Below are 24435 nucleotides of genomic sequence, written 5' to 3' on the forward strand. Positions count from 1 at the left end.
AAATTTCGAGAGTGAGGCGGGAGCACCACATGGTGAATGCACCCCTGCACATCATCACGCTGGTCAAATGGGTTCCGGACGCCCAGCTGGAGCGTCGATACAACGCCGAGGGTCGCATTGACCGCTCCGAGGGCGTGCTGAGCGAGCTGGACGAGTATCCGCTCGAAGCCGCCCTGCAGATCAAGGAAGCCGCCCCGGATCGGGAGATCCGCGTGACAGCGCTGACCATGGGCCCCGCCGGTGCCAGCACCGCCGCGAAGAAGGCCCTGCAGATCGGCGCCGATGACGCCTACCAGCTCACCGACGACGACCTGATCGGCGCGGACATCTGGGCCACCTCGGTCGCGCTGAAGGCGGCCGTGGAGACCGTCACCGGCGCCGCAGAGTTTGACTCCGGGGAGCCCGAATACCTCGTGCTCACCGGAATGGCCTCCGAGGAGGGCGAGTCCGGCGCGCTTCCGGCGCAGCTGGCCGAACGCCTCGGCGCCCATGTGGTCACCTATGCCACCGCCCTGGACCTCGAGGCCGAACGGCTGGTGGTCACCCGATCGGGGGGCACCGAGTCGCAGCGGGTCGCCGTGTCGATGCCCGCCGTGGTCTCGGTCACCGACCAGGTCAACGACCCCCGGTACCCCAACTTCAAGGCGATCATGGCGGCGAAGAAGAAGCCGCTGACCCGGTTCACCCTGGCCGATATCGGCCTGCGCCGTGAACACGTCGAGGCCAAGGTCCGCGTGCTCACCACCGCGGCCCGGCCGCCGCGCACCGCCGGTGAGATCATCACCGACGAGGGAGATGCCGGCGTCAAGATCGTGGAATTCCTCGCGAAGGAGCGTCTGCTGTGAGCAATGTACTGGTCTTTTTCGACGAGCTGGGCGAGACGCTCACTCCTGCCCAGAAGGAGCTGATCGCCCAGGCGGCGGCGCTGGGCGAGGTGCACATCGCAGTGGCAGCCTATGACGGTGATCCCACTCCTGTGCTCGCGGTCAACGGCGTCCAGGAGGTCTACCTCCCTGAGGTCAGCCTGCCCGCCCCCGAGGTCGCCATCGTGGATCTGCTCGAGACCTCCGTGGCCGAGTCCCGCGCCGTCGTCGTCCTCGGCTCCTCCACGGCAGACGCCACCGATGCGCTGGCCCGCCTCGCGGTGCGGCTGGACACCGGACTGATCAGCGGCGCTGCGAGCATCACCGCCGATCTGGTGGTCACCAAGTCTGAACTGGCGGGCTCCTATACGACGACGTCGCGGCTGGTCTCCGCCGCGGCCCCCGCCCAGCCGCTGGTGGTCACCTTCAAACCGAACAACATCGACCCACAGCGCGTGGACACGCTGGTCACCGAGGGCGAGCAGCCCGAGGTCAACGTGCTGCCGGTCCGACCCTCCGTCGGAGGCGTGGAGATCGAAGAGCGCACCGCGATGGAGGTCTCCGCCCGTCCGGCGCTGGCCGAGGCGCGCATCGTCGTCGCCGGCGGTCGCGGAACCGACGGCGACTTCACTCCGCTCGAGGAGCTGGCCGACGAGCTGGGCGCCGGGCTCGGCGCCTCCCGTGCGGCCACCGACGCCGGATGGATCGAGCACGCCGCCCAGGTCGGCCAGACCGGCGTGACCGTCTCGCCGCAGCTCTATATCTCCGCTGGCATCTCCGGCGCCGTGCATCAGCGCGCCGGCATGCAGACGGCGGGCACGATTGTGGCGATCAACAAGGACGAGGATGCGCAGGTCTTCGAGATCGCGGACTTCGGCGTCGTCGGGGACCTCCACGAGGTGATCCCGCAGATGATCGAAGAGCTGCGCCGCCGCAAGGGATGATGCTCTGCCTCCGTGTGTCGATCCCGCTCCGCACCGGCGGATCGACACAATGAGGACGAGCCCACCCTCCGCCGGGTTCACACCTGCACCCACCACACCTAAGAAGAGAATCATGTCTGACCAGACCCCCGCCCGGTTCGCCCTGGGCCCTGCACTGATGTTCTGCCCCGCCAGCCGACCAGAGCTGTTCGGCAAGGCGGCCTCCTCAGCAGACGCCGTGATCATCGACCTCGAGGACGCGGTGATCTCCGGCGCGAAGGAGATCGCGCGCCAGAACATGGTCCAGGCGCTGCGTCGGGACCAGGTCGGGATGGACCCGCGATGCACCCTGGTCCGCGTCAATGCCCCCGCCTCCGGAGAGCTCGAGGACGATCTGGCGGCGCTGGCCGAGACCTCGGTCCGCTACGTGGTGGTCTCCAAGGCTGAGCGCACCGAAGTCCTGGACCAGGTCGCCGAGGCGCTGCCCGGTGTGGGGCTGATCCCGCAGATCGAGACCCCGGTCGGCGTGCTCAATGATCTCGCGCTGACCCAGCATCGCGCCACCGTCGCCCTGCTCTGGGGGACCGAGGACCTCATCGCGGGCATCGGGGGCACCACCTCGCGCAACAACGACGGCACCCAGCGCGACATCATCCGCTTCACCCGCAACCGGCTGCTGCTCACCGCCGGGGCAGTGGGCGTGCCGGCCATCGACGCGGTGTTCACCCGTGTGCCGGATCTCCAGCGCCTGGCCGTGGAGACCGAGGATGCCTGCGCCTCCGGATTCATCGGCAAGGCTTGCATCCACCCGGATCAGGTCGAGCCCATCCGACGGGCCTATACCCCCACCGCCAGCGACCTGGAATGGGCCAAGGGCGTCATCGCCGCCTTCGAGACCAACGCCGGGCTGCACCCGGGAGAGGGCCACCGCGCCGACCCTGAACTCTCCGGAGCGTTCAGCTTCCGCGGGGAGATGATCGACCTCCCGGTGATCATCCAGGTCCAGCGCATCCTCACCCGCTTCGAATCCATCGGTCAGGTCGCCTGACCCAGTCCACGCCTGAAAGGCGGCCCGTCCAGGATGTTCGCTGGTTTCTACGAAGAGATCCACGAAGAGTTTCGCGAAGTGGTGCGCGAGTTCGTCACCCGTGAGGTGGCCCCGCGCTACAAGGAGTGGGACCAGAACCACATGATCGACCGTTCGATGTGGCTCGCCGCCGCGGAGAACGGGCTGCTGGGCCTGGCCGTGGGCGAGGAGAACGGCGGCATGGGGCTGAGTGACTATCGGTTCCGCATGATCCTCGACGAGGAGCTCGCCCGCGCGGACGCGCTGGGGGTGGCGCTGGCCCTGCACCTCCACGACGACTGGGTGCTTCCCGCCGTGCTGCAGTTCGCCACGGCCGAGCAGCAGCAGGCCTGGCTGCCGCGGTTCATGGACGGCAGCTTCGTCTCCTCGGTGGCCTTCACCGAGCCGGGCGCCGGCTCGGACCTGCGCGCCGTGCGCACCAAGGCGGTGAAGGACGACGACGGCGGCTGGATCCTGAACGGGCAGAAGACGTTCATCGGCAACGGCGTCTCCGGCGACGGCGCCCTGGTGCTGGCCCGCACGGACGGCTCCGAGCCGCGAGAGAGGGGATCCGAGACTTCCTTCAGCCTCTTCCTGGTGGAGAAGCAGGGCAACCCCGGCTATCAGCCGGGCCGTCAGCTCGAGAAGATGGGGCTCAAGGCCTCTGACACCGCGGAGCTGTTCTTCTCCGAGGTGAAGATCCCCGCGGAGAACCTGATCGGTGAGGAGGGTCGCGGGCTGGAATACGCCAAGGCGATCCTGCCCCAGGGTCGGCTCGGCGTCGCCACCTCGGCGGTGGCGGTCACGGCCGAGGTGCTGCGCCAGACCATCAGCTACGTGGGGGAGCGCGAGGCCTTCGGACACTCGGTCCGCGAGTTCCAGCACACCAGGTTCCAGCTCGCGGAGCTGCAGGTGCGCCTCGAGGCCGCCGAACGCTACGTGGCCGCCGCAGTTGAGCGGTTCAATGCCGGCGAGCTCGATCTGGTGGCCGCCTCCAAGGTGAAGCTCTGGGCCAGTGAACAGGCCAAGAGCTCGGTGGATGCCTGCCTGCAGCTGCACGGCGGATACGGCTACATCCTCGAGTATCCCGTGGCTCAGGCCTACCTCGCGGTGCGGCTGCTCACCATCTTCGGCGGCACCAGCGAGATCCTGAAGGAGACCATCGCCGGGGACCTGCCCGGCTGAGCCGTCACCCCAGCGTGCGGGTCATGAACACGCTGTTCGGATCCGGGAGGTAGTCACCGAAGGGCGGACACACGGTGAACCCGTGCCGGGCGTAGAGCCTGCGGGCCACCGCGAAGTAGTCCTCGACGCCGGTCTCCAGGCTCAGCCGGGAGTAGCCCCGCGCGGTGGCCTCCGTGACCAGGTGCTGGACCATGGTGCCGGCCACCCCGCGTCCTCGGGCGCCGCGGGCGGTGCGCATGGTCTTGATCTCCCCGTGGGCGGGATCCAGCTCCTTGAGCGCGGCGCATCCCGCCAGCATGTCCTCGATGCCGGCCGAATCCTCCAGCCAGGCGCTCCAGAAGGTCAGCTCCGGGGTCTGCAGCGCCGCCAGGTCCAGCGCGTGGATGCTCTCCGGCGGGGAGGTCTCATGCATGTCCGCCAGATGTTCGATGATGAGCTCCCGCACGGCAGGGTGATCCAGGGTGCCCTCAGTGATGCGCATGCGCAATATTCTGCCACCGGAGCCTCGGGCGATTAGTCTGACCAGGTTCAGCGCAGCGCAGGATGAGAACAAGGACAGTATGAAAACAGCACCACCCACCGCTCCGAATCGGCGCGCGGGCTCCACCCTGATCTACCTCTTCGGCGCCCTCGGCGGTCTGAACTGGGGTTATGACACCGGAGTCATCTCCGCCGCGCTGGTCTACCTGCGCCGCGACTTCGAGCTCTCCAGCTGGGCCGAAGGGGCGATCGTCACTGGTCTGATGATCGGTGCCGCGATCGGTGCGGGTCTGGGTGGGCGTCTCTCGGACCGCTACGGCCGTCGCGCCGTGCTGCTGATCACCGCCGCGCTGTTCCTCGTCGCCCCGCTCGGCATGGCCTTCGCGCCGAACGTCGAGGTGCTCTTCGCCGCGCGTCTGGTGGTCGGACTCGGCACCGGACTGGCCGCCGTCGTCCTTCCGGTGTACCTCTCCGAGATCGCCCCCGCACGGATCCGTGGCCGGGTCACCGCCTCCTACGTGCTGGCCATCGTCATCGGTCAGTTCCTGGGGTTCGTGGTCGGGGTGGCCTTCGCCCCGGTGGAGTCCTGGCGCTGGATGCTCGGCCTCTCGGTGATCCCCTCCGTGCTCTTCGCTCTGGGCCTGACAGTGGTGCGCGAGACTCCGCGGTGGCTGGTCCACAGGGGCCGTGAAGCCGAGGCGGAGCAGATGCTGCTGCGCGACCGCACTCCGGAGGAGGCCCGCCAGGAGCTCGGCGAGATCCACGAGGTGCATGAGGCCGAGAAGCGCGACGGCGTCTCCGGCCTGCGCGCGCTGCGCCGGCCCTGGGTGCTCTCGATCCTCGGGGTGGGCTTCGGCCTCGGGGTCTATCAGCAGATCATGGGGATCAACGCAGTGCTGTACTACGCGCCCACCACACTGCAGAACGTCGGCTTCTCCGATGAGGGCGCGATCGGCTCGAACCTCATCATCGGGGTGCTCAACATCGTGGCGGTCTGGATCGCGATCAGCTACACCGACCGCTGGGGGCGTCGCCCGATGCTGCTCATCGGCGCGCTGGGCACCTCGCTGGCGCTCGCGGTCCTGGCCGTGGTGAACCTGACGCTGCCCACCCCGGACGGGGTCGGCGCACTGGGCATCGCCACCCTCGCCTGCCTGGCCGTATTCATCTTCATGTTCCAGGTCAGCTGGGGCGCACTGGTCTGGGTGGTGCTCGGGGAGATCTTCCCGCTCGGCGTTCGCGCCGCCGCGATGGGCGTGGTGACCACCGCCCACTGGCTCGCCAATGGCCTGGTCTCGCTGCTGTTCCCCACCGCACTCGCCGCCTTCGGGGTGGGCTGGATCTTTGCCGGTTTCGCCGTCATCTGCTTCACCGCCTTCCTGTTCACCTGGAAGTTGGTCCCGGAGACCAAGGAGCGCACGCTGGAGCAGATCGAGACCGCTTTCCGCCGCGCGGCGTGATCCTCAGATCCCGGGCTGGTGCGGGTTGCCCGGCACCGAGTTCGCCCAGGGAACCCGCGTCCCTGAAGGGGGACTGTCCATGAGCCGCCCGAGGTCCGGTCGCGCGGGATCAGCCGTAGACCGGACATAGGCACTGCTGGAACGGGCCCAGAGAGGTACCACCGCTGCTACGGCGGGCAGCACCGCGATCAAGAGCTCCGCGCCGAAGAAGAGGAGAAGAGGCGTCAGCGCCAGCAGGAAGGTCGTGGTCCTGCGCGCCCGCCGCGAGCCACTGGTCCCGCGCAGGGCCGAGAGCACGAGCGCGAGTGAGAGAGTGCCCGCTCCACCCAGAGTCGAGATGCCGTAGATGACCGGCCCCACCGCAGGGTCGATGCCCTCCACCGTGAGGAGATGCACCACCGCGCAGCCTAGGACCGCTGCCGCTGCCAGGATCTGGAGTGTGAGGCTGATTCTCATGGATTGAGGCATGGGTGCATCCTTTCCGCTCCGCGGCACAGGCCGCCCGCGTGTCCTGAGTCACAGATCTTACATGTTGGGTGGTGGCGTCGCGGGGTTCCCCCTTGACAGAAGTTGTGCTGCGCATCACATAATGACTTGACGGACACATGTCCGGATCCTCATTGCTGATGGCTCACAGGTGGGGCCTCCGCGGGGAGCCATGGGCCTAAGGGGCACGCAATGTCGATGAGCTTCAGCCATCAGACCCTCGGTCAGTGTGTGCACTTCGGGGCAGGCAACCTGGCTTCTGATGTCAGCGCCGAAGCCCAGCGACTCGCCGCCCGGCGGGTCATGCTCATTGCCTCTGGCAGCGCCGCCTCCGCCGCGGACCGGCTTGCTGAGGTCCTGCGGGTGGTGCACCGCTACGACGGTGCCCGGCAGCACGTCCCCGCAGAAGATGCCGAGGCCGCAGGCCGGGTCGCGGTGCAGGTCGATGCCGATCTGCTGGTCTGCGTGGGCGGCGGCTCAGCGATCGGCCTGGGCAAGGCCATCGCGCTGGACTCGAAGCTGCCGCTGATCGCCGCGCCCACCACCTACGCCGGCTCCGAGGCGACCAATGTCTGGGGCATCACCGAGCGGGGCAGGAAGACCACGGGTGTCGACGACGCGGTCCTGCCCGGCAGCGTGGTCTACGACGTCGACCTCGTCGCCACACTCCCGACATCCCTGAGCATCTCCTCCGGACTCAATGCGCTGGCGCACTGTGTGGACTCGCTCTGGGCGCCGCGTGCCGATCCGCTCAATGCCGCCTGGGCCGAGGAGGCGGTGCGCGCGCTGGCGCTCGGTCTGGTGCAGATCACCGAGACCCCCGAGGCGAGTGTCGACGGCGCACAGCAGCTGCAATATGGCGCCTACCTCGCGGCCACCGCCTTCGCCTCCGCAGGCTCAGGTCTGCACCACAAGATCTGCCACGTCCTGGGCGGCAGCTTCGGTCTTCCGCACGCCCAGACCCACGCCGTCGTGCTGCCCTATGTGCTGGCCTTCAACCTCGATGCCGCCCCGGCAGCCGGTGACCGCATTGCGCGCGCACTCGGGGCAGGGGACGCACTGGATGCGCTGGAACACCTGCGGACCCGTATCGGCGCCCCCCGCGCGCTGGAGGATCTCGGCCTGCGGGAGCAGGACCTCCAGCTGGCTGCCGCGCAGGTCCTCGATGTCGTCCCCGCCAGCAACCCGCGGGGCATGGATCAGGACGACGCCGTCCGGCTGCTCCACGCAGCCTGGACCGGTGAGGATCCTGCAGAGCTTCGACCCCACCCGTAGTCACGTCTCAAGAAGGGCATCACCATGACCTACCTGCTCGGCTCTCATCATGTGACACTCTCTGTCGGCGCGGCCCAGGAAGATGTGGACTTCCACACCAAGGTCCTGGGGATGCGCTTCATCAAGAAGACCGTGCTCTATGACGGTTCCGTCCCGATCTACCACCTCTACTATTCCAACGCCAACGGCGATCCCTCCGCCGTGCTCACCACGTTCCCCTGGGCCCAGCAAGGACGCTTCGGCACCCGAGGGACGAATCAGGCGCGCGAGGTCATGCTCGCAGTGCCCGCAGGGTCCCTGGACTTCTGGATGCAGCGGCTGAAGTCCATGGACATCGACGCCGCGCAGTCCGAGCTCTTCGGTGAAGGCCGGATCGCGCTGACCCACCCCTGTGGACTCGAATATGTGCTGGTGGGCGTGCATGGAGACCCGCGACGCGGCTACTCCGGCAACGGCGTCCCCGAGGAGCATGCCGTCCACGGGATCTATGGGATGGGCATCCACGTCTATGACCAGGACCGGATGGTCGACTTCGCCAAGGACGTGTTCTTCCTCGGCGGAGATATCAACGAGTCCGGGGACGTGGCCCGATTCAAGGTGGGATCGGATGACTTCGGCAACTGGGTCGAGCTGCGCGGGAACCGCACCGATGACCAGGGCACCTGGCGCTTCGCCGCCGGCACCTACCACCACTTCGCCTGGAACTTCGACACTCTCGAGAACCAGGAGGCCTCGAAGTTCGAGATCGAAGGTGCTGGCTACACCGACATCTCCGAGCTCAAGGACAGGACCTATTTCAAGTCCCACTACGTGCGGACACCCGGAGGAGCGCTCTTCGAGCTTGCCGTGACCCATGCCGACGGCGGCTGGGACTGCGACGAGTCCCCCGAGGAGCTGGGCAGCCACTTCATGCTCCCGCCACAGTTCGAGCATGAGCGTGAGCACATCATGTCCCAGCTCGAGCCGCTGCGCACCGAGGACTGAACCGAGGTGCCCACCCATGATCAGCTGGACCCCGTCCACCACGGCGCCGATCTCGAGGACGCCCGGCTGGTGGTGTACGGGGTCCACGGGCGGACGCAGAGTCCCGCCGCCTGGATCGAACTCGCAGCGCGGCTAGAGATGGAGGGCATCTGCTGGTTCCTGCCCGAGGCTGCCGAGAACTCCTGGTACCCGGGCCGATTCATGGAACCGCTGGAGTCCAATCAGCCTCAGCTCGGACAGGCCCTGGACGTCCTGGAGGGCCAGCTCTCCGCGCTGCTCGAGCGCAGGGACGCCGGCGGGGCGCCCGTCGTCGTCCTGGGGTTCTCGCAGGGAGCCTGTCTGCTCGCGGAGTACCTGCTGACCCGCCAGCCCGCCGTGGACGGGGCGGTGCTGCACACCGGCGGATATCTCGGTCCGCGGCCCCGGGACTTCACCAAGGTCCCGTCGGCACGGATGAGCAGCATCTCGGTGGAGCTGTTCTGCGCCGACGAGGACCCCTGGGTGCCGCTGCACCGGGCGAAGGAGACCGCCACGGCCTTCGAGTCGCTGGTCGCCTCCACCACACTGAGCGTCTACCGCGACTCCGAGCATCACATCTCCGACGACGCCGCACGCCGGCTTGCGGACTATCTCCGGCGGTTCCTGGAGGGTTGAGTCGATGGACACCGGACTCCTCCTGCTGCGACTCATCCTGGCGCTGATCCTGTTCACCCACGCCACCCAGAAGCTCGCGGGCTGGTTCGGGGGAAACGGGCTGAGCAGACAGGCAGAGATCTTCGCCTCGCTCGGTCTGCGACCGGGCCGAGTGATGGTGCTCGCCGCCGGCGTCTCCGAGCTGCTGGCAGCGATCGGCCTTCTGCTCGGGCTGCTCACTCCACTGGCAGCCCTGCTGGCAGCCGGAACCATGGCTGTGGCGGGAGCGACCATGCAGCTGAACTCGGGGAAGTTCTGGAACATCGCTGGCGGAGGGGAGTACCCCTATGTCCTCGCGGCCGCGGCGGCCGTGCTCGGCTTCACAGGTGCTGGAGCACTCTCGCTCGATGCGCTTCTTGCCGAGCCGGGATCAGTGCTCGAGACCGTGTTCTACCAACCGGCCCTGTGGGTGGGCGCAGCGGTTCTGCTCGGGGCGGTTCTCGCGGTGATCCCGTTTGCCTCCGTGGTGAAGAAGTCCTCAACGCCCTGATCAAGCCCACACGCTTCGGGACTGCGCCCCGTCTGGGGTGCAGTCCCGAAGTCCATCGGAGGCGAAACGGCTCAGCGGTTCATGCGCCCGGGCCCCGACCCTGTGCCGCATGCGTGGTGTCGGTGCGGTACTCGGTGTAGGTGTAGGGATTGTCGAGGATCTTGGTCTCGGGAACCTCCGGGCTCATGCCGGCCTCCCATTCCTCCCGGCCCAGCTCGCCCGCGATGTGCTCCACAGTCTGTTCCACCGTGCGGCGAACCTTGGCCAGATCGATATCCACCAGCCTGTGCTCATGCTTGACGATCCGTCCGTTGACCATGACCGTGTGCACGTCTCCGCGCTGGGCCTGGAACACCACGTGACCGTGCGGGTTCAGGATCGGGAACATCGCAGGGGAGTCGTCGTTCTTGATCAGGACGACGTCGGCCTTCTTGCCGACCTCCAGTGAACCGATGGACTCCTCCATGCCCAGGGCCTTCGCCCCGCCGCGAGTCGCCCATTCCACCACCTGGTCTGCCCGAAGCCCCAGGTTGGTGCAGGTCTCCCCGGTGGCGTGATGCTCGAAGTGTTCGCGGGCGCGGTCGGAGCTCAGCGTGGAACGCATCGCCGCGAACGGGTCGGCGCTCCACCAGACCGAGGTGTCCACCGACAGCGAGACCGGAATGCCGTGCTTGCGCAGCTGCCAGGAGGAGGGGTATCCCTGGCCGCAGCTGGCTTCGGACTCCGCCGAGACCGAGGCCGCGCCTCCGGTGGCGGCGATGCGCTGGTACGAGTCCTGCCCCAGGGTGGCCGCGTGGACGTAGACGGTCTTCTCATTCATGAAGCCGTGCTCGTGCATGAGCCGGATGCCGTCGTCGTTGGTCGCGCCCCAGACCCCGGCGTGAGTGGTGACTCCGACGTCGAGATCCCTGGCGACCTCGAAGGCCGCCTTCTCCGGGAACTCTGGATCTCCGGTGACGTCAAAGGCCATCTGGAAGCCGAGCATGTCATCGCCGATCGATCCCCCCGAGCGGGGAAGGCGCCGATCCACGAAGTCGCGGAACTCGGGCGAGGTCGACCATTCCCAGGGGCCGGCATGGATGTTGCCATAGGCGAAGACGAACCGTCCGGCGACCTCTTCGAGCGCGTCCACCGCGGCATCGGCGTGATCCACGGTGGAGAGGCCATGGGACCAGTCCACCGAGGTGGTGACCCCGGCGTCGAGGGCCTCCACGGCGGAGAGCAGGTTGCCGGCGTAGATGTCCTCGGGGCGGAACTTCTTCCCATGTTCGAGGTAATTCCAGACGAAGTACTGGGTCAGCGTCCAGTCCGCGCCGTAGCCGCGCATGGCGGTCTGCCACATGTGGCGGTGGGTGTCGACGAAGCCCGGGGTGATGATGCCGCCCGAGGCATCGATGATCTGGGCGTGCTCAGGGGCCTCGAGCTCGGGCCCCACGGCGGCGATGGTGTCCCCGCGGACCAGCACGTCTGCCCGGGCCAGCACGCTCCGATCCTTGTCCATGGTCAGCACGATCCCGTTCTTGAACAGCACGGGCGAGCCATTGGCCGCGACCTCAGAACTCATGTCAGCCTCCTGTGAAAATCTCTGTGACGCCACTCACAATAGCTGGCGTTCGCACAGTGGACAAGAGTCCGTTAGCTGGTGCTCTGCTGGAATCTCTGCCGCTGAAGAACCCGCTGCAGGGCCGGCGGTTCAGTGCTTGACGCTCTCGGCAGCAGAATGTGAAACTGATCACCAAACAGACGGACGCTTGTCCGTATGACGGTTGGTGGCGCGACGGATGTCTTGCCAGCAGGGCCGATCCGGGAGGAACCCGATATGACTGACACCGCTTCGCATGCCGCGGGAGGCGCGCCGCTGCCGCTCGAGGGGATCATGATCGCCGACTTCTCCCGAGTGCTCGCGGGCCCTTACGCGACCATGCTGCTGGCAGATCTCGGCGCCGAGGTGATCAAGGTGGAGGGGCCGAGCGGAGATGACACCCGCACCTGGGTCCCACCGCGGCGTCCCGACGGGGTCTCGACCTACTACGCGGCGATCAACCGCAATAAGAAGTCGATCGTGCTGGACTTCAAGGATCCCGATGACCTCGCCGCAGCCCAGCAGCTGGCAGCGCGCGCCGACGTCGTCATCGAGAACTTCAAGCCGGGCGGCCTGAAGAAGTTCGGACTGGACTACGACTCGGTGGTCCAGGACAACCCGAGCGTCATCTACTCCTCCATCACCGGCTTCGGCACCCAGGGGGAGGGCGCCAAATACCCCGGCTATGACCTCATCGTGCAGGCCATGTCCGGGCTGATGAGTCTCACCGGCTCACCCGACGGACCGCCCTTCCGTGCCGGAATCAGCGTGTTCGACGTGATGGCCGGGCTGCATTCCACCATCGGCATCCTCGCTGCGCTGCGGCAGCGCGACCACACCGGGGAGGGCGCCCACGTGGAGGCCTCCCTGATGGCCTCGGCCATGTCAGGACTGGTCAACCAGACCCACGCCTATGTCGGCGGCGGGACCACCCCGATGCGCATGGGCAATGCGCACCCCTCGCTGTACCCCTACGAGGCCATGCCCACCGCCGACGATGACGTCATCATCGCCGCAGGCAACAACACCCAGTTCAGCCGCCTCTGCACAGTGTTGGGCATCCCGGAGATCGCCGAGGACGAGCGCTTCGCCGACGTCGGCGACCGCACCGACCGGCGCGATGAGCTGCGTCCGATCCTCGAAGCGGAGCTCGCCAAGCACACGGCCCAGGAGCTCTTCGAGAAGCTCAACGAGGTCGGCGTGCCCTGCGGGCCGATCAACACCATCAAACAAGGGGTCGAATACGCCGAGGCACTCGGCCTGGAACCAGTGGTGCAGGTGGGAACAGGTGCGACCTCAGTGCCCGGGGTCCGCCATCCGCTGACCTTCAGCACGATGACCCCGCGCTACGATCTGGCCCCGCCCACGCTGGGCCAGCACACCGAGGAGATCCGGGCGTGGCTTCAGCAGCCAGTGTCTCAGCTGCCAGAGCCCCAGCCGACCGAGCCTGCACAGACCGAGCCTGCACAGACCGAGAGGACGCAGCGATGAGCGGCGCAGAGCAGAACAATCACGCATCGAGCTACCCCACCTCGCTGGGGACCTCCACAGCCGAGGAGATCAGCCTGATGGGGCAGTCCCTCTCTGAGGACCTCATGGGCAAGGTCGGATTCGCCGAGCTGGCCTTCTGGATGACCGCCACCCGCCGGCCCACACCCGGGGAGCTGCGCACCTTCGAGGCCGTGCTCGTCGCGCTCGCAGACCACGGATTCACGCCCACCGCGATTGCGGCCCGGCTGACCTACCTCTCCGCCCCGGAGTCCATCCAGGGCGCCATCGCCGCCGGACTGCTCGGCGGCGGATCCCGGTTCCTCGGCGTCACCGAGGACACCGGCAAGTTCCTGCATGAGGTGCTTGCAACCGACGACGGCGCGCGCAGCACCGACGCGGACTATGACGCCCTGGCGCGGGAGGCGATCACCCGGGCCCGCGCTGCTCAGCAGATCGTCCCCGGGCTGGGGCATCCGGTGCACAAGGCCGGTGACCCGCGCACCCCGCGGCTGATCCAGATCGCGGAAGAAGGTGGCACCCGCGGGGAGCACCTGCGCCTGTTCGAAGCCATGGGCCGGGTCAGCGAGGAGGTGCTGGGCAAGAAGCTGCCGCTCAACGGTGCAGGCGTCTGCGGCGCAGCGCTGGCCGATCTCGGTCTGCCGGTGGACTTCCTGCGCGGCTTCGCGCTGCTGGCCCGTACGGCCGGGCTGCTGGGACAGATCGCCGAGGAGCGGCGCAGCCCGATCGCCCATGACATCTATATGCATGTGGACCGCAACGCACGGTTCGTTCCGCTGGCCGGCGGCGGGTCCAGTGGTGCTGCGGATTCAGGGGAGTCGAATCCGCCCGGCCACACCGATCAGACCAAGGAGAGCTGAACATGGCAGAGCTGACGGCGGTGCTGGCGAGCACCCACCACCCGTTCTATTACAAGGCCACCACCTCACCGGAGGATCAGCGGCCGCCCTACGCCGCCGACTGGCAGCGCAAGGTCGAGGCCTACCGAGCCACGCTCACCGCCGCGGAGCCCGACATCCTGGTCATGGTGGGAGCGGATCACTTCCACCAGCTCTGGCTGGACAATTATCCGCAGTTCCTGATCGGCAAGCAGGAGAGATACGACGCGACCTTCTACAACGAGGAGCGCGAATTCGGGATCCCGAAGTACACCCTCGCCGGAGACATCGAGCTCTCCCGCCATATGCACGAGGAGCTGCTGGGCAAGGACTTCGACCTCTCGGTCAGTCACGAGCTGAAGATCGATCACTCCATCATCTGCCCCATCATCACGGTCCGGCCCGAGGCGGACCTGCCGATCGTGCCCATCTACACGAACATCTTCGTGCCTCCGCTGCCCTCCCCGCGCCGGTTCTATGCTCTCGGGCGAGCGATCCGAGAGGTCATCGACAGCTTCCCCAGCGACAAGAAGGTGGCCGCCATCGGCACCGGGCACCTCTCGCTGGAGCTCGGCGGACCCCGGCAGTTCGGCGAGCACGGCCCGGATCCGCTCTTCGACGCCGATGCCATCGAATGGCTCTCCACCGGCAACGTCGACGCGATCCTGGACAACGTCACCCATGAATCGATGGCCGGTGCGGGCAACGCGACCCACGGCTTCATGGACCTGCTGCTGATGATGGGGATCGCCGGCCCCGGAGTCCAGGCCGACTATGTCGATCACCTGGACCTGTTCCACACCCGGGAGATGTACATGACCTGGTACCCGAACAAGACCCAGGACCAGCTCGAGGCGGCGGCGCGCGCGGCGAAGACCGCGCAGGCCAGCATCGGGCCGATCTACGCCAGCGATCCCACCTGGGACCAGTTCCGCGGTGAGCGCGCCGCGACGGCCGGTGCCGCCGAAGCCTGAGTCAGGAGCGAGCATGAGCAAGTACTACGTCAACAAGTTCCTCTTCACCATCGACCGGGACCCCGAATGGGTGGCCAGCTACAAGGAGGACCCGCGGGGCACGGTGGACCGCTGGGAGAAGCAGATCGGACGCTGGCTCAACGTGACCGAGCAGACCAGCTGGCTGGAGTTCACGCCCGAGGAGCGCGAGGCGCTGTCCACCCACGACTACGTCTCGCTCTTCGAGAACGGCGCGCACTTCTTCCTGAACCTCACGCTGTTCATCGCCCTCTTCGACGAGGAGTATGCCGCCGCGCACGGACCACTCGCCTTCCAGACGGAGATGGCGCGGCAGCTCGGTCACTGGACCGGCCGGGACTACCCCTCGGTCGCGATGTAGCCTCAGCCCTCCTCGGCGGGCAGCAGCGGAATCCGTCCGACGGCGGGCACCTCGCGCTCACGCACATGGCTCGGCAAGGACTGCCAGCGTGCCCAGTCCTCGGTGACCGCCGCAGCGGCCTCCTGCAGGTGTGGCAGGTGCCGGCTCAGCAGTGCGTCCAGGCTGGTCTCGGCGGCGTGGACCGTGGTGTTCATGGCGGCGAGGACATGCCCCTCGCAGTCACGCACCGGCACCGCGATGGAGCGGATGCCGCGCGCAAGCTCCTCGTCGGCCACCGCGTACCCCTGCTGCTGCACCCGGTCCAGCTCATCCATGAAGGACTTCTGGTCCCACTGCACGGCCGGGATCACCGGCGAACGTGAAGGTTCGGACAGGCGCTGGAGGATCTCGCGGCGCTCCATGTCCGCCAGCAGCACCTTGCCCTGGGAGGTGGGCGGGGCGGGGAAGCGGGTGCCGATGTCGACCCGCAGCCCGATCAGCTTCGGCACCGCGACGCGCGCCACGTAGACCACGTCCGGCCCATCCAGCTGGGTCATCGAGGCGGACTCGTGGGTGTGGGTCACCAGGGCCTCCAGATGTGGTCGGGCCACATCCCAGAGGCCCAATGAGCTGACATAGGCCATGCCGAGCTCCATGACGCGGGGGGTCAGTCCGAAGAGCCCATTGTCGGAGCGCACATATTCCAGCTCCTGCAGGGTCATCAGGATTCGTCGCGCGGTGGGGCGGGCCAGGCCGGTGGCCTTCGCCACCTGGCTCAGCGTGAGGCTGGGGTACTCGGCGGAGAACGCCGTGATCACGGACAGTCCGCGCGAGATGGCTTCGATGAACTCGGGGCTTCGCTCCGTCGACATCAGATTCCTTTCATTGGAGCTGGGCCTGGGTCTGGCCCACTCGCGCCTCGCGCAGCCTGTTCCAGGTGCGCACCAGCTGACTGAACTCCTTGACCTGCACGAGGACATGGTCTCGGGCGGTGTTCTCCGCGGTCTCCGTGTCTCCGCTGCTGATGGCCTCCACGATCGCGTGGTGCTCGGCGAGCGAACGGCGCATCCGATCCGGGGCGCGCAGCTGAAGCCGTCGATAGGGCTGAAGGATCCGGCGCAGGTCATGGGCCTGCTGCTGCAGATATCCGTTGCCGCAGGAGTCGTAGATGATGCTGTGGAAGCAGGCGTTCGCGTAGTAGTAGCCGTCGGCATCTCCGGCGGCCTCGTGGCGCTCACATTCTTCCAGAGCCCTCCGCAGCTCGGCCAGCGGCTCTCGCTCGATCCGTCGCGAGGCCAGCCGGGCCGCCATGCCCTCCAGCTCCGCCATGAGCTCGAAACGTTCGGCGAGCTCGGGGATGCTCAGCTCGGTGACGTAGGTGCCCTGTTTCGGACGGATCCGCACCAGGCCCGAGCGCTCGAGTCCCTGCAGCGCCTCGCGCACCGGGGTGCGGGAGCAGCCGAACTCGACCTGGAGCTTGGCAGGGTCTAGCCGCTCGCCCGGACCGTACTGCCCGTCGACGATGGCGTTCTCCAGCGCATCCCGCACGCGCTGGGCTTCAGGGACCCGAACCATGGCACCTCCTGTCTCGAGCATATCGCCAGAAAACTGTGGCGTGGATCACGTTCATGCCCTATAGTCGCTGTTATATACATCAGAACTCTTGTTATACACGGAAGGAGGCGGCATGCCGGCAACCCAAGGCTGGATTCTCTCGGACCTGCTGCGCTCCCTGGGGGGCAGCCGTGGCGCGGCTGAGTCGAACGGACCAGACCCCGCCGCCCTGGAACAGCTCACCGCCGCCTGTGATGTGCTCATGGGTGACCTTGGGGAGGCCTCGATGCGCGCCGTCGCCGATCGTGCGCTGGCCTCCTACCGAGACCTGGAGGACGACGCCGACCGGGTGACGTTCTTCAGCCACATGCTCACCTCCTACGCGGTGGACGATGACACGCTGCGCGAGGCGTACCAGCGGTGGGAACAGACCCACGGGCAGAGCGAGCTCGCCGACCTCTTCGACGCCAGCGAGCCCCGCCGACAGCAGCTGCTGCGCCGGTTGAACCACGCCGACGGCGCCACGCTGCATCTGGTCAACATGCGGGCCGATCTGCGCCGGCTCCTGCGCGAACACCCCGATCTCGCACCTTTGGACCGTGACTTCCGGCATCTGCTCAGCTCCTGGTTCAACCGCGGCTTCCTGCGCATGGAACAGGTGGGCTGGGATGCGCCCCGCGAGATGCGCCAACACCTGCTCGACTCCGAGAAGGTCCACCCCATGCAGGACATGAACGATCTCAAGCGACGGCTGCGTCCCAAGGACCGGACCTGCTATGCCTTCTTCCATCCGGCCACCGGGGACCTGCCGCTGATCTTCGTGGAGGTGGCGCTGGTCAAGGGCATCCCCGGCGCCATCGAGCCGCTGCTTGCGCCCACCGAGGCGCTCTCTCCAGCCAAGGCCGACACGGCGGTGCTGTATTCGATCAACAACGCGCTCGACGGTCTGGCGGGGATCTCCTTCGGCAGCCTGCTCATCAAGCAGGTCATCGATCAGGTCTCCACCGAACTGCCGCACCTCGAGAAGTTCGTCACGCTCTCTCCGATCCCCGGCTTCAGAAAGTGGCTGCACCAACAGCCAGCAGACTCCGGACGCACACCGCTGCGCGAGCTCGCCACCGAGCTTGAACGGCACGAGTCTGCCGCGGACCTCTCCGACGCCGAGGTGGAGGACCTGCGGAGCCGGCTCGCCTCCGCGCTGGCGCAGTACATCGCCCTGGAACGTCGAGCCGACGGTCAGCCGCTGGATTCGGTGGCCCGGTTCCACCTGGGCAACGGGGCCACTGCCTGGCAGCTGCACTGGCCCGCCAGCACGGCCGATTACATGTGGGACCAGTCCTATGGAGCCATGATCAACTACCGCTACGAGCCGGGACTGGTCGAGCAGCGGCACGAAGACTACGTCAGGAACGCCACGGTGGCGCTGGGAGCACGAGTCTCCCAACTGCTGCCCTCGGCAGACGCTCAGACCAGCAGCACGAAAGGAACCACTGCAGTGGAAGAACCAGCAACCGATCACACGCTCAGCGGCATCTACCAGGGCTTCCTCGCCCGAGCCGAGGAGCAGCCCGACAAGACGCTGTTCCACCTGCCCGGTTCAGGGACGCTGTCCTACGCGGAGGTGCTGCACACCTCGCGGCGGATCGCCACGAAGCTCATCGGAGACGGCGTGAAGCAGGGAGACCGGGTCGCCGCGCAGGTGGAGAAGTCCCCCGAGGCCATCGCGCTCTACCTCGCCACGCTGCAGATCGGCGGGGTGTACCTGCCGCTGAACACCGCCTACACCGGTGCAGAGATGGACTACTTCATGTCCGACGCCGCCCCGCGGGTGTTGGTCTGCGATCCGAGTCAGGCCGCCGATCACGTCCAGCGCGGTCGAGACGGCATCGTGGTCGAGACCCTCGGCACCACCGGGGAGGGCACTCTGCTCGCTGCCGAGCAGGAACACCGCGACATCGCGCAGACGCGTCCCGAGGACCCGGGTGCGATCCTCTACACCTCAGGCACCACCGGCCGCTCCAAGGGAGCAGTGCTGACCCACGAGAATCTGGCGGCCAACTGCGTCTCACTGCTGCAGACCTGGGAGTTCACCGCAGAGGACGTGCTCATCCATGCGCTGCCGATCTTCCATATCCACGGGCTCTTCGTCGCCGTGAACATGACGCTCACCGCCGGCGCCTCGATGGTCTGGCTGCCCAAGTTCGACGTCGCGGATGTCCTCGACGCGATGACGAACTCCGCCGTCGGCGCCACCGTGCTGATGGGGGTGCCCACCTTCTACACCCGGCTGCTCGGCTCGGACCGGCTCGGCGAGGACACCTGCTCGAACATGCGACTGTTCGTCTCCGGATCGGCACCGCTGCTGGCCGCCGATCATGAGGCGTTCCAGGCCCGCACCGGTCACGCCATCCTGGAGCGCTACGGGATGACCGAGACCGGGATGAACACCTCCAACCCCTACCGCGGAGGTCCCCGTCGACCGGGAACAGTGGGGCATCCGCTGCCCGGGGTCGAGGTGCGGATCACCGACCGCGAGACCGGCGAGGCCCTGCCGCAGGGTGAGGTCGGCATCATCGAGGTGCGCGGCCCCAATGTCTTCGCCGGCTACTGGAACATGCCGGAGAAGACCGCCGAGGAGTTCCGCGAAGACGGCTTCTTCATCACCGGGGACCTCGGCACCCTGGACGAGCAGGGTTACCTGAGCATCGTCGGCCGGGACAAGGACCTGGTGATCTCCGGTGGGTTCAACATCTACCCCAAGGAGGTGGAGGGACTCATCGATGATCAGCCCGGAGTGACCGAGTCCGCGGTGATCGGAGTGCCCCATCCCGATCTGGGCGAGGGGCTCGTCGCCGTCGTCGTCCCCGCGCCGGAGGGCGCCCCCGATGAGGCGCAGATCCTCGGAGCCCTGGCCGGGGAGCTGGCCCGCTTCAAGCAGCCGCGCGCCGTCCGCTTCGTGGACGCGCTCCCGCGCAATGTCATGGGCAAGGTCCAGAAGGCCGAGCTCCGCAAGCAGTACACCGACCTCTTCAGCGCCTGAGCGCAGCGAAGTCGTCAAACCCAAGTCAGGAGACAAACGATGGTTCTCTATGGAGTTGCAGCGCTGGCGCTGTGCATGCTCATAGGAATGCTGATCGGTGACGGTCTGGGCGTCCTGGTCGGAGTGGACGCCAATGTGGGCGGGGTCGGCTTCGCCATGATCCTTCTCGTGGTGGCCACCGACAGGCTGCGCAAGCGCGGCCTGTTCCCCAAGCCCACCGAACAGGGGGTGCTTTTCTGGAGCGCCCTGTACATCCCGATCGTGATCGCCATGGCCTCCACGCAGAACGTGGCCGAGGCCATCGGCGGCGGTCCCATGGCCGCCATCGCCGGGCTCGGGGCGCTCGCCGCGGGAGCCGCGCTGGTGCCCGTGATCGCCCGCATCGGAGGTCAGTCTGAAGCGCTGCCACCGATGACCGAAGAAGAGAAGCAGGAGGCCTGAGATGGAGATCGTCGCAGATGTGCTCGAACGCAACGGCCTGCTCTTCGCCTTCGTGGTGGTCGGAGCCCTCATGCTGCTCTCCGGGTGGCTGTCCAAGACGCTGACCAGGGGGCGGCTGCAAGGCTCCGCCATCGCCATCATGCTGGGCCTGGTGCTCGCCTACCTCGGCGGCATCCAGACCGGCGGCGAGGACGGGCTGGCCGATATCGCGATCTTCAGCGGGCTGGGCCTGATGGGCGGAGCCATGCTGCGCGACTTCGCCATCGTCGCCACCGCCTACGGTGTGGATCTGCAAGAGATCAAGAAGTCCGGCGCCGCCGGCGTGGTCGCGCTGATCGCCGGGATCCTGGTCTCCTTCGTGGTGGGCGCCGCCGTGGCGGCTGCCTTCGGCTACACCGATCCGGAGTCGATGGCGACCATCGGCGCCGGTGCCGCGACCTACATCGTCGGGCCGGTCACCGGCACCGCGATCGGCGCCAGCTCGGAGGTCATCGCCCTCTCGGTGGCGGCCGGGCTGATCAAGGCCGTGGTGGTCATGGTGTGCACCCCGCTGATCGCGCCGTTCATCGGGCTGAACAACCCGAAGTCGGCCATGGCCTACGGCGGTCTGATGGGCACCACCTCCGGCGTCGCGGGCGGCCTTGCCGCCACCGACAAGCGGCTGGTCCCCTACGGCGCGATGACCGCGACCTTCTACACGGGCCTGGGCTGTCTGCTGGGACCCTCGGTGTTCTACTTCACGCTGGTCGGCCTCTTCGGCTGAGGCCCCAGATTCCAGACTGATACCTGGGACCCCCCCCCAGCTCGACGACGGCGGCCGCCCACCTGCAGAGGTGAGCGGCCGCCGTCGTCGTCTGGTCTGTGGGCCGAGACCGGGAGATCTTCCGGCTCAGACTCCGGCGGGCTGGCGCTGGTGGACCCGTGCCGAGTGGGCCAGCTTCACCGCCCACTTCTCGCCAGGAGCCAGAGTCTTGCGCGTGCCTTCGACGTTGACGTCGATGGGCTCCGCGGAGCCTTCGGAGAGGTTCAGCTCCACCGAATCGTGGTTGATGGAGACCACGATGGGCTGGTTGCGGTAGCGCATCCGGAAGGTCAGCGCGGGCAGCTCGTCGGGCAGCAGCGGGTGCAGCCAGAGCGCGTCCGCGCGGGTCTCCACGCCGCCGTAGCAGCGCAGCACCATGTCCACCGTCCCGGCCATGGCGCCGAGGTGCACGCCCTCACGAGTGGTGCCGCCCTGGGTGTCGGCGAGGTCTGCTTCCAGCGCCTCCTTGAACAGGTTCCAGGAGCCGGAGCGGTCGAACCGCGCGGCGACCCAGCCATGGACGAGGCGGGAGAGTGTGGAGCCGTGCGAGGACCGGGCCAGGTAGTACTCCACGGTCTTCGCGAAGTCCTCCATGGTGAGCGTGTACCCCATGTGGTCCAGGGTCTCGACGAGCTCATCTGCGGAGAAGATGTAGCAGAGCATGAGCACGTCGGCCTGCTTGGAGAGCTTGTACCGGTTCGTGGAGTCACCCTCGGCCTGCAGGATCAGGTCGAGCCGGCCGATGTTGCCGTACTTGGCGCGGTAACCCTCCCAGTCGAACTCTTCGAGGTCCTCGTAGCCGGCGAACTGGCTGATCACGTTGTCCTCGTGGAAGGGCACATGCAGCCGCTTGGCGATGTGCTCCCAGTGATCCAGCTCGTCCTCGAAGATGTCCAGCCATTCGGAGAGCGGGTCATCGCGGCCGTCGAGGTCGCGCACCAGCCGTGAGGTGTGGCGCAGCATCCAGGAGGTCAGCACATTGGTGTACGCGTTGTCGCGGACGCCCGCGCCATGGGCGTCGGGGTAACCGTCGTGGTATTCATCCGGGCCCATGACGCCTTCGATGCTGAACCGGTCGGCCTCGGCGTCGTAGGTGGTCATGGAGACGAAGAACCGGGAGATCTCCACGAGGATCTCCGCGCCGTAGTCGGCGAGGAAGGTGTAGTCCTGCGTGGTCTCGAAGTACTGCAGCACCGAATACGCGATCGCCAGCGAGACGTGGCGCTGGCGGTGCGAGTTGTCCGGCATCCACATGCCCGAGCGTGGGTTCCACAGCTCGCTCGGGGTCTCCTCGCGCCCGTCGGATCCGGCCTGCCAGGGGAACATCGCCCCGTCATAGCCCTCGCTGCGGGCCATCGAGCGGGCCTCGCTGAGCCGCCGGTAGCGGTAGAGCAGCAGTCCACGGGTGAGCTCCGGCCGACGCAGCGTGAGCATCGGGTACATGAACATCTCGTCCCAGAAGAGATGCCCGCGGTAGCCCTCACCGGTGAGCCCGCGCGCCGGAAGGGTCGCGTCCAGGTCATGGCGCGCGCCGAAGGCGGTCTGCAGCACATGGAAGGTGTGCAGGTTCAGCGCCATCTGCTGGCGCGAGGGGTCCTGGCCGATGGAGACCGCGAAGCGATGCCACAGCACGCCCCACATCTCCTCGTGATACGTCAGGATGGTGCGGAAGCTCGAGGAGCGCTGCACCTTCTTGACCGCGTTGTGCCAGACGGTGGAGATGGCGTGGTCGTGGGAGTTTGAGACCGCGGCGATCTTCTCCAGGATGACCGGCTTGCCGGATTCCAGCGCCAGCGAGATGTCGTGGCCGGCCACCAGCTCGCCCTCATGGATGGGGCGGCGCATCGGGTTGCTGGTGCCCGAGGTGGTCACCGAGGTGCGGGTGGCGAGGGCGATGCGCACCTGGGACTGGTTGGTCTGTGTCTCCAGCAGGACCGTGTCACCGTCGACCTCGCGGGACTGCACCGGGTCCAGGTGGTTGCCGGCGAGCTCACGGTCGGCGTCGACGTTGCGGTTGGCCACCCGGCCATCGATCATCGAGCGCACGTTGACGTTGCCCGACCAGTTCTCGGCCTCGAGCTTCATCTCGAGGGCGGCGATCTGCACGCCGGCCAGCGAGTGGAACTGGCGCATCGTCACCTTGGTGCGCCGTCCGTGCAGGTCCTGATAGCGGGCGATCCTGGTGACCAGGCCGCGCCGCATGTCGAGCTCCTGGTGGTAGGCGATCAGCTCGGGGGAGCCGGGCAGCAGCGGAGTGCCGGCCTCCGGGGTGACCTGCAGGAAGGTCCAGTCCGGCACATTGACCATGTGCTCGGTCTCCACCGTCTTGCCCATCAGATCGGTCTTGAGCCGGTTGAACACCCCGGCGATGTAGCTGCCCGGGTAGTGGGTGGCGTCGGCTGCGGTGCCGGGATAATGCCCGCGGGTGCCCCAGTAGCCGTTGGCCATGGCCATCAGCACCTCACGGGTGGGCTCCAGCTTCGGGTCGAACCCGTCATAGGAGAGCACCCAGTCCGAGTCGTAGGGGCGGGTGGTGCGCGAGGCGAGGTTCATCACGGCGAGGTCGGTGACGACGACGTCAGCGCCCGCCTCCTTCAGTCGGGCCGGGTCATCGCCGCGGTTGAGCCCGATGACCATGCCGAAGTCACCGGCGCGACCTGCCTGGACCCCGGAGGCGGCATCTTCGATCACGATGGCGTCCTGGGGCTCCACCCGCAGCAGCTCGGCGGCGTGGAGGAACATATGGGGGTTCGGCTTGCCCGGCAGGCCCAGCTCCAGCGCGTCGGAGCCGTCCACGATCACGGTGAAGGCGTCCAGCAGTCCGGCGATCGTGAGCACTTCGCGCCCATTGCGCGAGGAGGTCACCAGCGCGGTGGGGATCCCGTCCTTGCGCAGCTCTTCGATCAGCTCGACGGTGGTGGCGAAGACCTCGACGCCGTCGCGAGCGAGCACCGCCTCGAAATATCCCTGCTTGCGTGCCGCGAGCCCGTGGACGCTCAGCGTCTCGGCCGGGTCATCGAAGCGGCCCTCGGGCACCTCGAGGTTGCGAGCCTTCAGCAGGGAGCGGACTCCGTCCTCGCGCGGGCGCCCGTCGACATGGTTGAGGTAGTCCTCCTCGGTGAACTCGGGCTGCGGGGATCCGGCGATCTCCGGCAGTGCGGCGTCGAAGAGTTCCTTCCATGCCCGTGTGTGAACGCCGGCCGTGTCGGTGACGACGCCGTCCATATCGAAGATCACGGTGCGGAAATGACGCAGCGCGTGGCGCTTGGCCTCGGCGCTGTGTCGGAAGGGATTCTCAAAGGGGTGCATATCTGCCTCACGCTGAGATGTCTCGAAGGTCGGATGGTCACCCAGGACAGGGAGGAGTCCGTGCGGGCACGGTGGTCCATCCT

The 24435-nt window shown here is 67.4% G+C and carries 22 protein-coding genes; 16 read left to right on the plus strand and 6 right to left on the minus strand.

Annotated elements, in window-relative coordinates; all coding sequences use genetic code 11:
- Positions 1 to 29 precede the first annotated feature (29 nt).
- From H4W26_RS09125 to H4W26_RS09140, 4 genes are all read left to right on the plus strand, one after another.
- On the plus strand, positions 30 to 845 hold the full coding sequence (locus H4W26_RS09125; protein WP_225939659.1) for an electron transfer flavoprotein subunit beta/FixA family protein: 816 nt from the start codon (positions 30 to 32) through the stop codon (positions 843 to 845).
- Entirely contained in the window at positions 842 to 1807 is a 966-nt protein-coding gene (locus H4W26_RS09130) for an electron transfer flavoprotein subunit alpha/FixB family protein (RefSeq protein ID WP_192591739.1), read from the plus strand. Before H4W26_RS09125 ends, H4W26_RS09130 begins: the two co-directional genes overlap by 4 nt.
- 112 nt (positions 1808 to 1919) lie before the next feature.
- Positions 1920 to 2834 carry an HpcH/HpaI aldolase/citrate lyase family protein gene (locus H4W26_RS09135; RefSeq protein WP_192591740.1) on the plus strand — a complete coding sequence of 305 codons (915 nt, stop codon included), beginning with the start codon at positions 1920 to 1922 and terminating at the stop codon, positions 2832 to 2834.
- Between the two features lie 33 nt (positions 2835 to 2867).
- Complete coding sequence (locus H4W26_RS09140; RefSeq protein ID WP_192591741.1) at positions 2868 to 4037, plus strand: acyl-CoA dehydrogenase family protein; 1170 nt, start codon at positions 2868 to 2870, stop codon at positions 4035 to 4037.
- Between the two features lie 4 nt (positions 4038 to 4041).
- On the opposite strand, the gene H4W26_RS09145 is transcribed toward H4W26_RS09140, so the two are convergent.
- On the minus strand, positions 4042 to 4518 hold the full coding sequence (locus H4W26_RS09145; protein ID WP_192591742.1) for a GNAT family N-acetyltransferase: 477 nt from the start codon (positions 4516 to 4518) through the stop codon (positions 4042 to 4044).
- Between the two features lie 79 nt (positions 4519 to 4597).
- Between H4W26_RS09145 and H4W26_RS09150 the strand changes: the two genes are divergently transcribed.
- Positions 4598 to 5977 carry a sugar porter family MFS transporter gene (locus H4W26_RS09150; protein ID WP_378626004.1) on the plus strand — a complete coding sequence of 460 codons (1380 nt, stop codon included), beginning with the start codon at positions 4598 to 4600 and terminating at the stop codon, positions 5975 to 5977.
- Positions 5978 to 5980: 3 nt separating this feature from the next.
- On the opposite strand, the gene H4W26_RS09155 is transcribed toward H4W26_RS09150, so the two are convergent.
- Positions 5981 to 6445, minus strand: coding sequence for a hypothetical protein (locus H4W26_RS09155; protein ID WP_192591744.1), 465 nt, complete (start codon positions 6443 to 6445; stop codon positions 5981 to 5983).
- 216 nt (positions 6446 to 6661) lie between these two features.
- Between H4W26_RS09155 and H4W26_RS09160 the strand changes: the two genes are divergently transcribed.
- From H4W26_RS09160 to H4W26_RS09175, 4 genes are read left to right on the plus strand one after another with little or no spacing between them, the layout of a single operon-like run.
- A complete protein-coding gene (locus tag H4W26_RS09160; protein ID WP_318779822.1) occupies positions 6662 to 7738 on the plus strand; it encodes a maleylacetate reductase in 1077 nt (358 codons plus the stop codon).
- A gap of 24 nt (positions 7739 to 7762) precedes the next feature.
- Complete coding sequence (locus H4W26_RS09165) at positions 7763 to 8722, plus strand: VOC family protein (protein WP_192591746.1); 960 nt, start codon at positions 7763 to 7765, stop codon at positions 8720 to 8722.
- A gap of 6 nt (positions 8723 to 8728) precedes the next feature.
- Complete coding sequence (locus H4W26_RS09170) at positions 8729 to 9376, plus strand: alpha/beta hydrolase (protein WP_192591747.1); 648 nt, start codon at positions 8729 to 8731, stop codon at positions 9374 to 9376.
- A gap of 4 nt (positions 9377 to 9380) precedes the next feature.
- Entirely contained in the window at positions 9381 to 9905 is a 525-nt protein-coding gene (locus H4W26_RS09175) for a DoxX family membrane protein (protein ID WP_192591748.1), read from the plus strand.
- Positions 9906 to 9984: 79 nt separating this feature from the next.
- Here H4W26_RS09175 and H4W26_RS09180 read toward each other — a convergent pair whose 3' ends face one another.
- Positions 9985 to 11469, minus strand: coding sequence for an amidohydrolase family protein (locus tag H4W26_RS09180; RefSeq protein ID WP_192591749.1), 1485 nt, complete (start codon positions 11467 to 11469; stop codon positions 9985 to 9987).
- Between the two features lie 255 nt (positions 11470 to 11724).
- Here H4W26_RS09180 and H4W26_RS09185 point away from each other — a divergent pair, with 255 nt between their 5' ends.
- Genes H4W26_RS09185 through H4W26_RS09200 form a run of 4 tightly spaced genes read left to right on the plus strand, consistent with a single transcriptional unit; the run spans position 11725 to position 15227 of the window.
- A complete protein-coding gene (locus H4W26_RS09185) occupies positions 11725 to 12978 on the plus strand; it encodes a CaiB/BaiF CoA transferase family protein (protein WP_192591750.1) in 1254 nt (417 codons plus the stop codon).
- Positions 12975 to 13856, plus strand: coding sequence for a citryl-CoA lyase (locus tag H4W26_RS09190; protein WP_192591751.1), 882 nt, complete (start codon positions 12975 to 12977; stop codon positions 13854 to 13856). Before H4W26_RS09185 ends, H4W26_RS09190 begins: the two co-directional genes overlap by 4 nt.
- 2 nt (positions 13857 to 13858) lie before the next feature.
- The gene (locus H4W26_RS09195; protein WP_192591752.1) at positions 13859 to 14848 is read left to right on the plus strand and encodes a DODA-type extradiol aromatic ring-opening family dioxygenase; all 990 of its coding nucleotides are present in this window, start codon (positions 13859 to 13861) and stop codon (positions 14846 to 14848) included.
- Positions 14849 to 14861: 13 nt separating this feature from the next.
- Positions 14862 to 15227, plus strand: a complete 366-nt coding sequence (locus H4W26_RS09200; RefSeq protein ID WP_192591753.1) for a hypothetical protein — start codon at positions 14862 to 14864, stop codon at positions 15225 to 15227.
- A 2-nt stretch (positions 15228 to 15229) separates the two neighbouring features.
- On the opposite strand, the gene H4W26_RS09205 is transcribed toward H4W26_RS09200, so the two are convergent.
- Both H4W26_RS09205 and H4W26_RS09210 read right to left on the minus strand, forming a co-directional pair.
- Positions 15230 to 16078: an IclR family transcriptional regulator domain-containing protein gene (locus tag H4W26_RS09205; RefSeq protein WP_192591754.1), complete on the minus strand. Its 849-nt coding sequence runs from the start codon at positions 16076 to 16078 to the stop codon at positions 15230 to 15232.
- 10 nt (positions 16079 to 16088) lie between these two features.
- Positions 16089 to 16781 carry a GntR family transcriptional regulator gene (locus H4W26_RS09210; protein WP_192591755.1) on the minus strand — a complete coding sequence of 231 codons (693 nt, stop codon included), beginning with the start codon at positions 16779 to 16781 and terminating at the stop codon, positions 16089 to 16091.
- 112 nt (positions 16782 to 16893) lie between these two features.
- On the opposite strand from H4W26_RS09210, the gene H4W26_RS09215 reads away from it, so the two are divergent.
- From H4W26_RS09215 to madM, 3 genes are read left to right on the plus strand one after another with little or no spacing between them, the layout of a single operon-like run.
- Positions 16894 to 19800, plus strand: coding sequence for an AMP-binding protein (locus H4W26_RS09215; RefSeq protein WP_192591756.1), 2907 nt, complete (start codon positions 16894 to 16896; stop codon positions 19798 to 19800).
- Positions 19801 to 19839: 39 nt separating this feature from the next.
- Positions 19840 to 20241 carry a malonate transporter subunit MadL gene (gene madL, locus H4W26_RS09220; RefSeq protein WP_192591757.1) on the plus strand — a complete coding sequence of 134 codons (402 nt, stop codon included), beginning with the start codon at positions 19840 to 19842 and terminating at the stop codon, positions 20239 to 20241.
- A gap of 1 nt (position 20242) precedes the next feature.
- Positions 20243 to 21004, plus strand: a complete 762-nt coding sequence (gene madM / locus H4W26_RS09225) for a malonate transporter subunit MadM (RefSeq protein ID WP_192591758.1) — start codon at positions 20243 to 20245, stop codon at positions 21002 to 21004.
- Between the two features lie 126 nt (positions 21005 to 21130).
- On the opposite strand, the gene H4W26_RS09230 is transcribed toward madM, so the two are convergent.
- A complete protein-coding gene (locus H4W26_RS09230; protein ID WP_192591759.1) occupies positions 21131 to 24352 on the minus strand; it encodes a beta-phosphoglucomutase family hydrolase in 3222 nt (1073 codons plus the stop codon).
- Positions 24353 to 24435 lie beyond the last annotated feature (83 nt).

Source organism: Nesterenkonia halotolerans (assembly GCF_014874065.1).
GTDB classification, from domain to species: Bacteria; Actinomycetota; Actinomycetes; order Actinomycetales; family Micrococcaceae; genus Nesterenkonia; species Nesterenkonia halotolerans.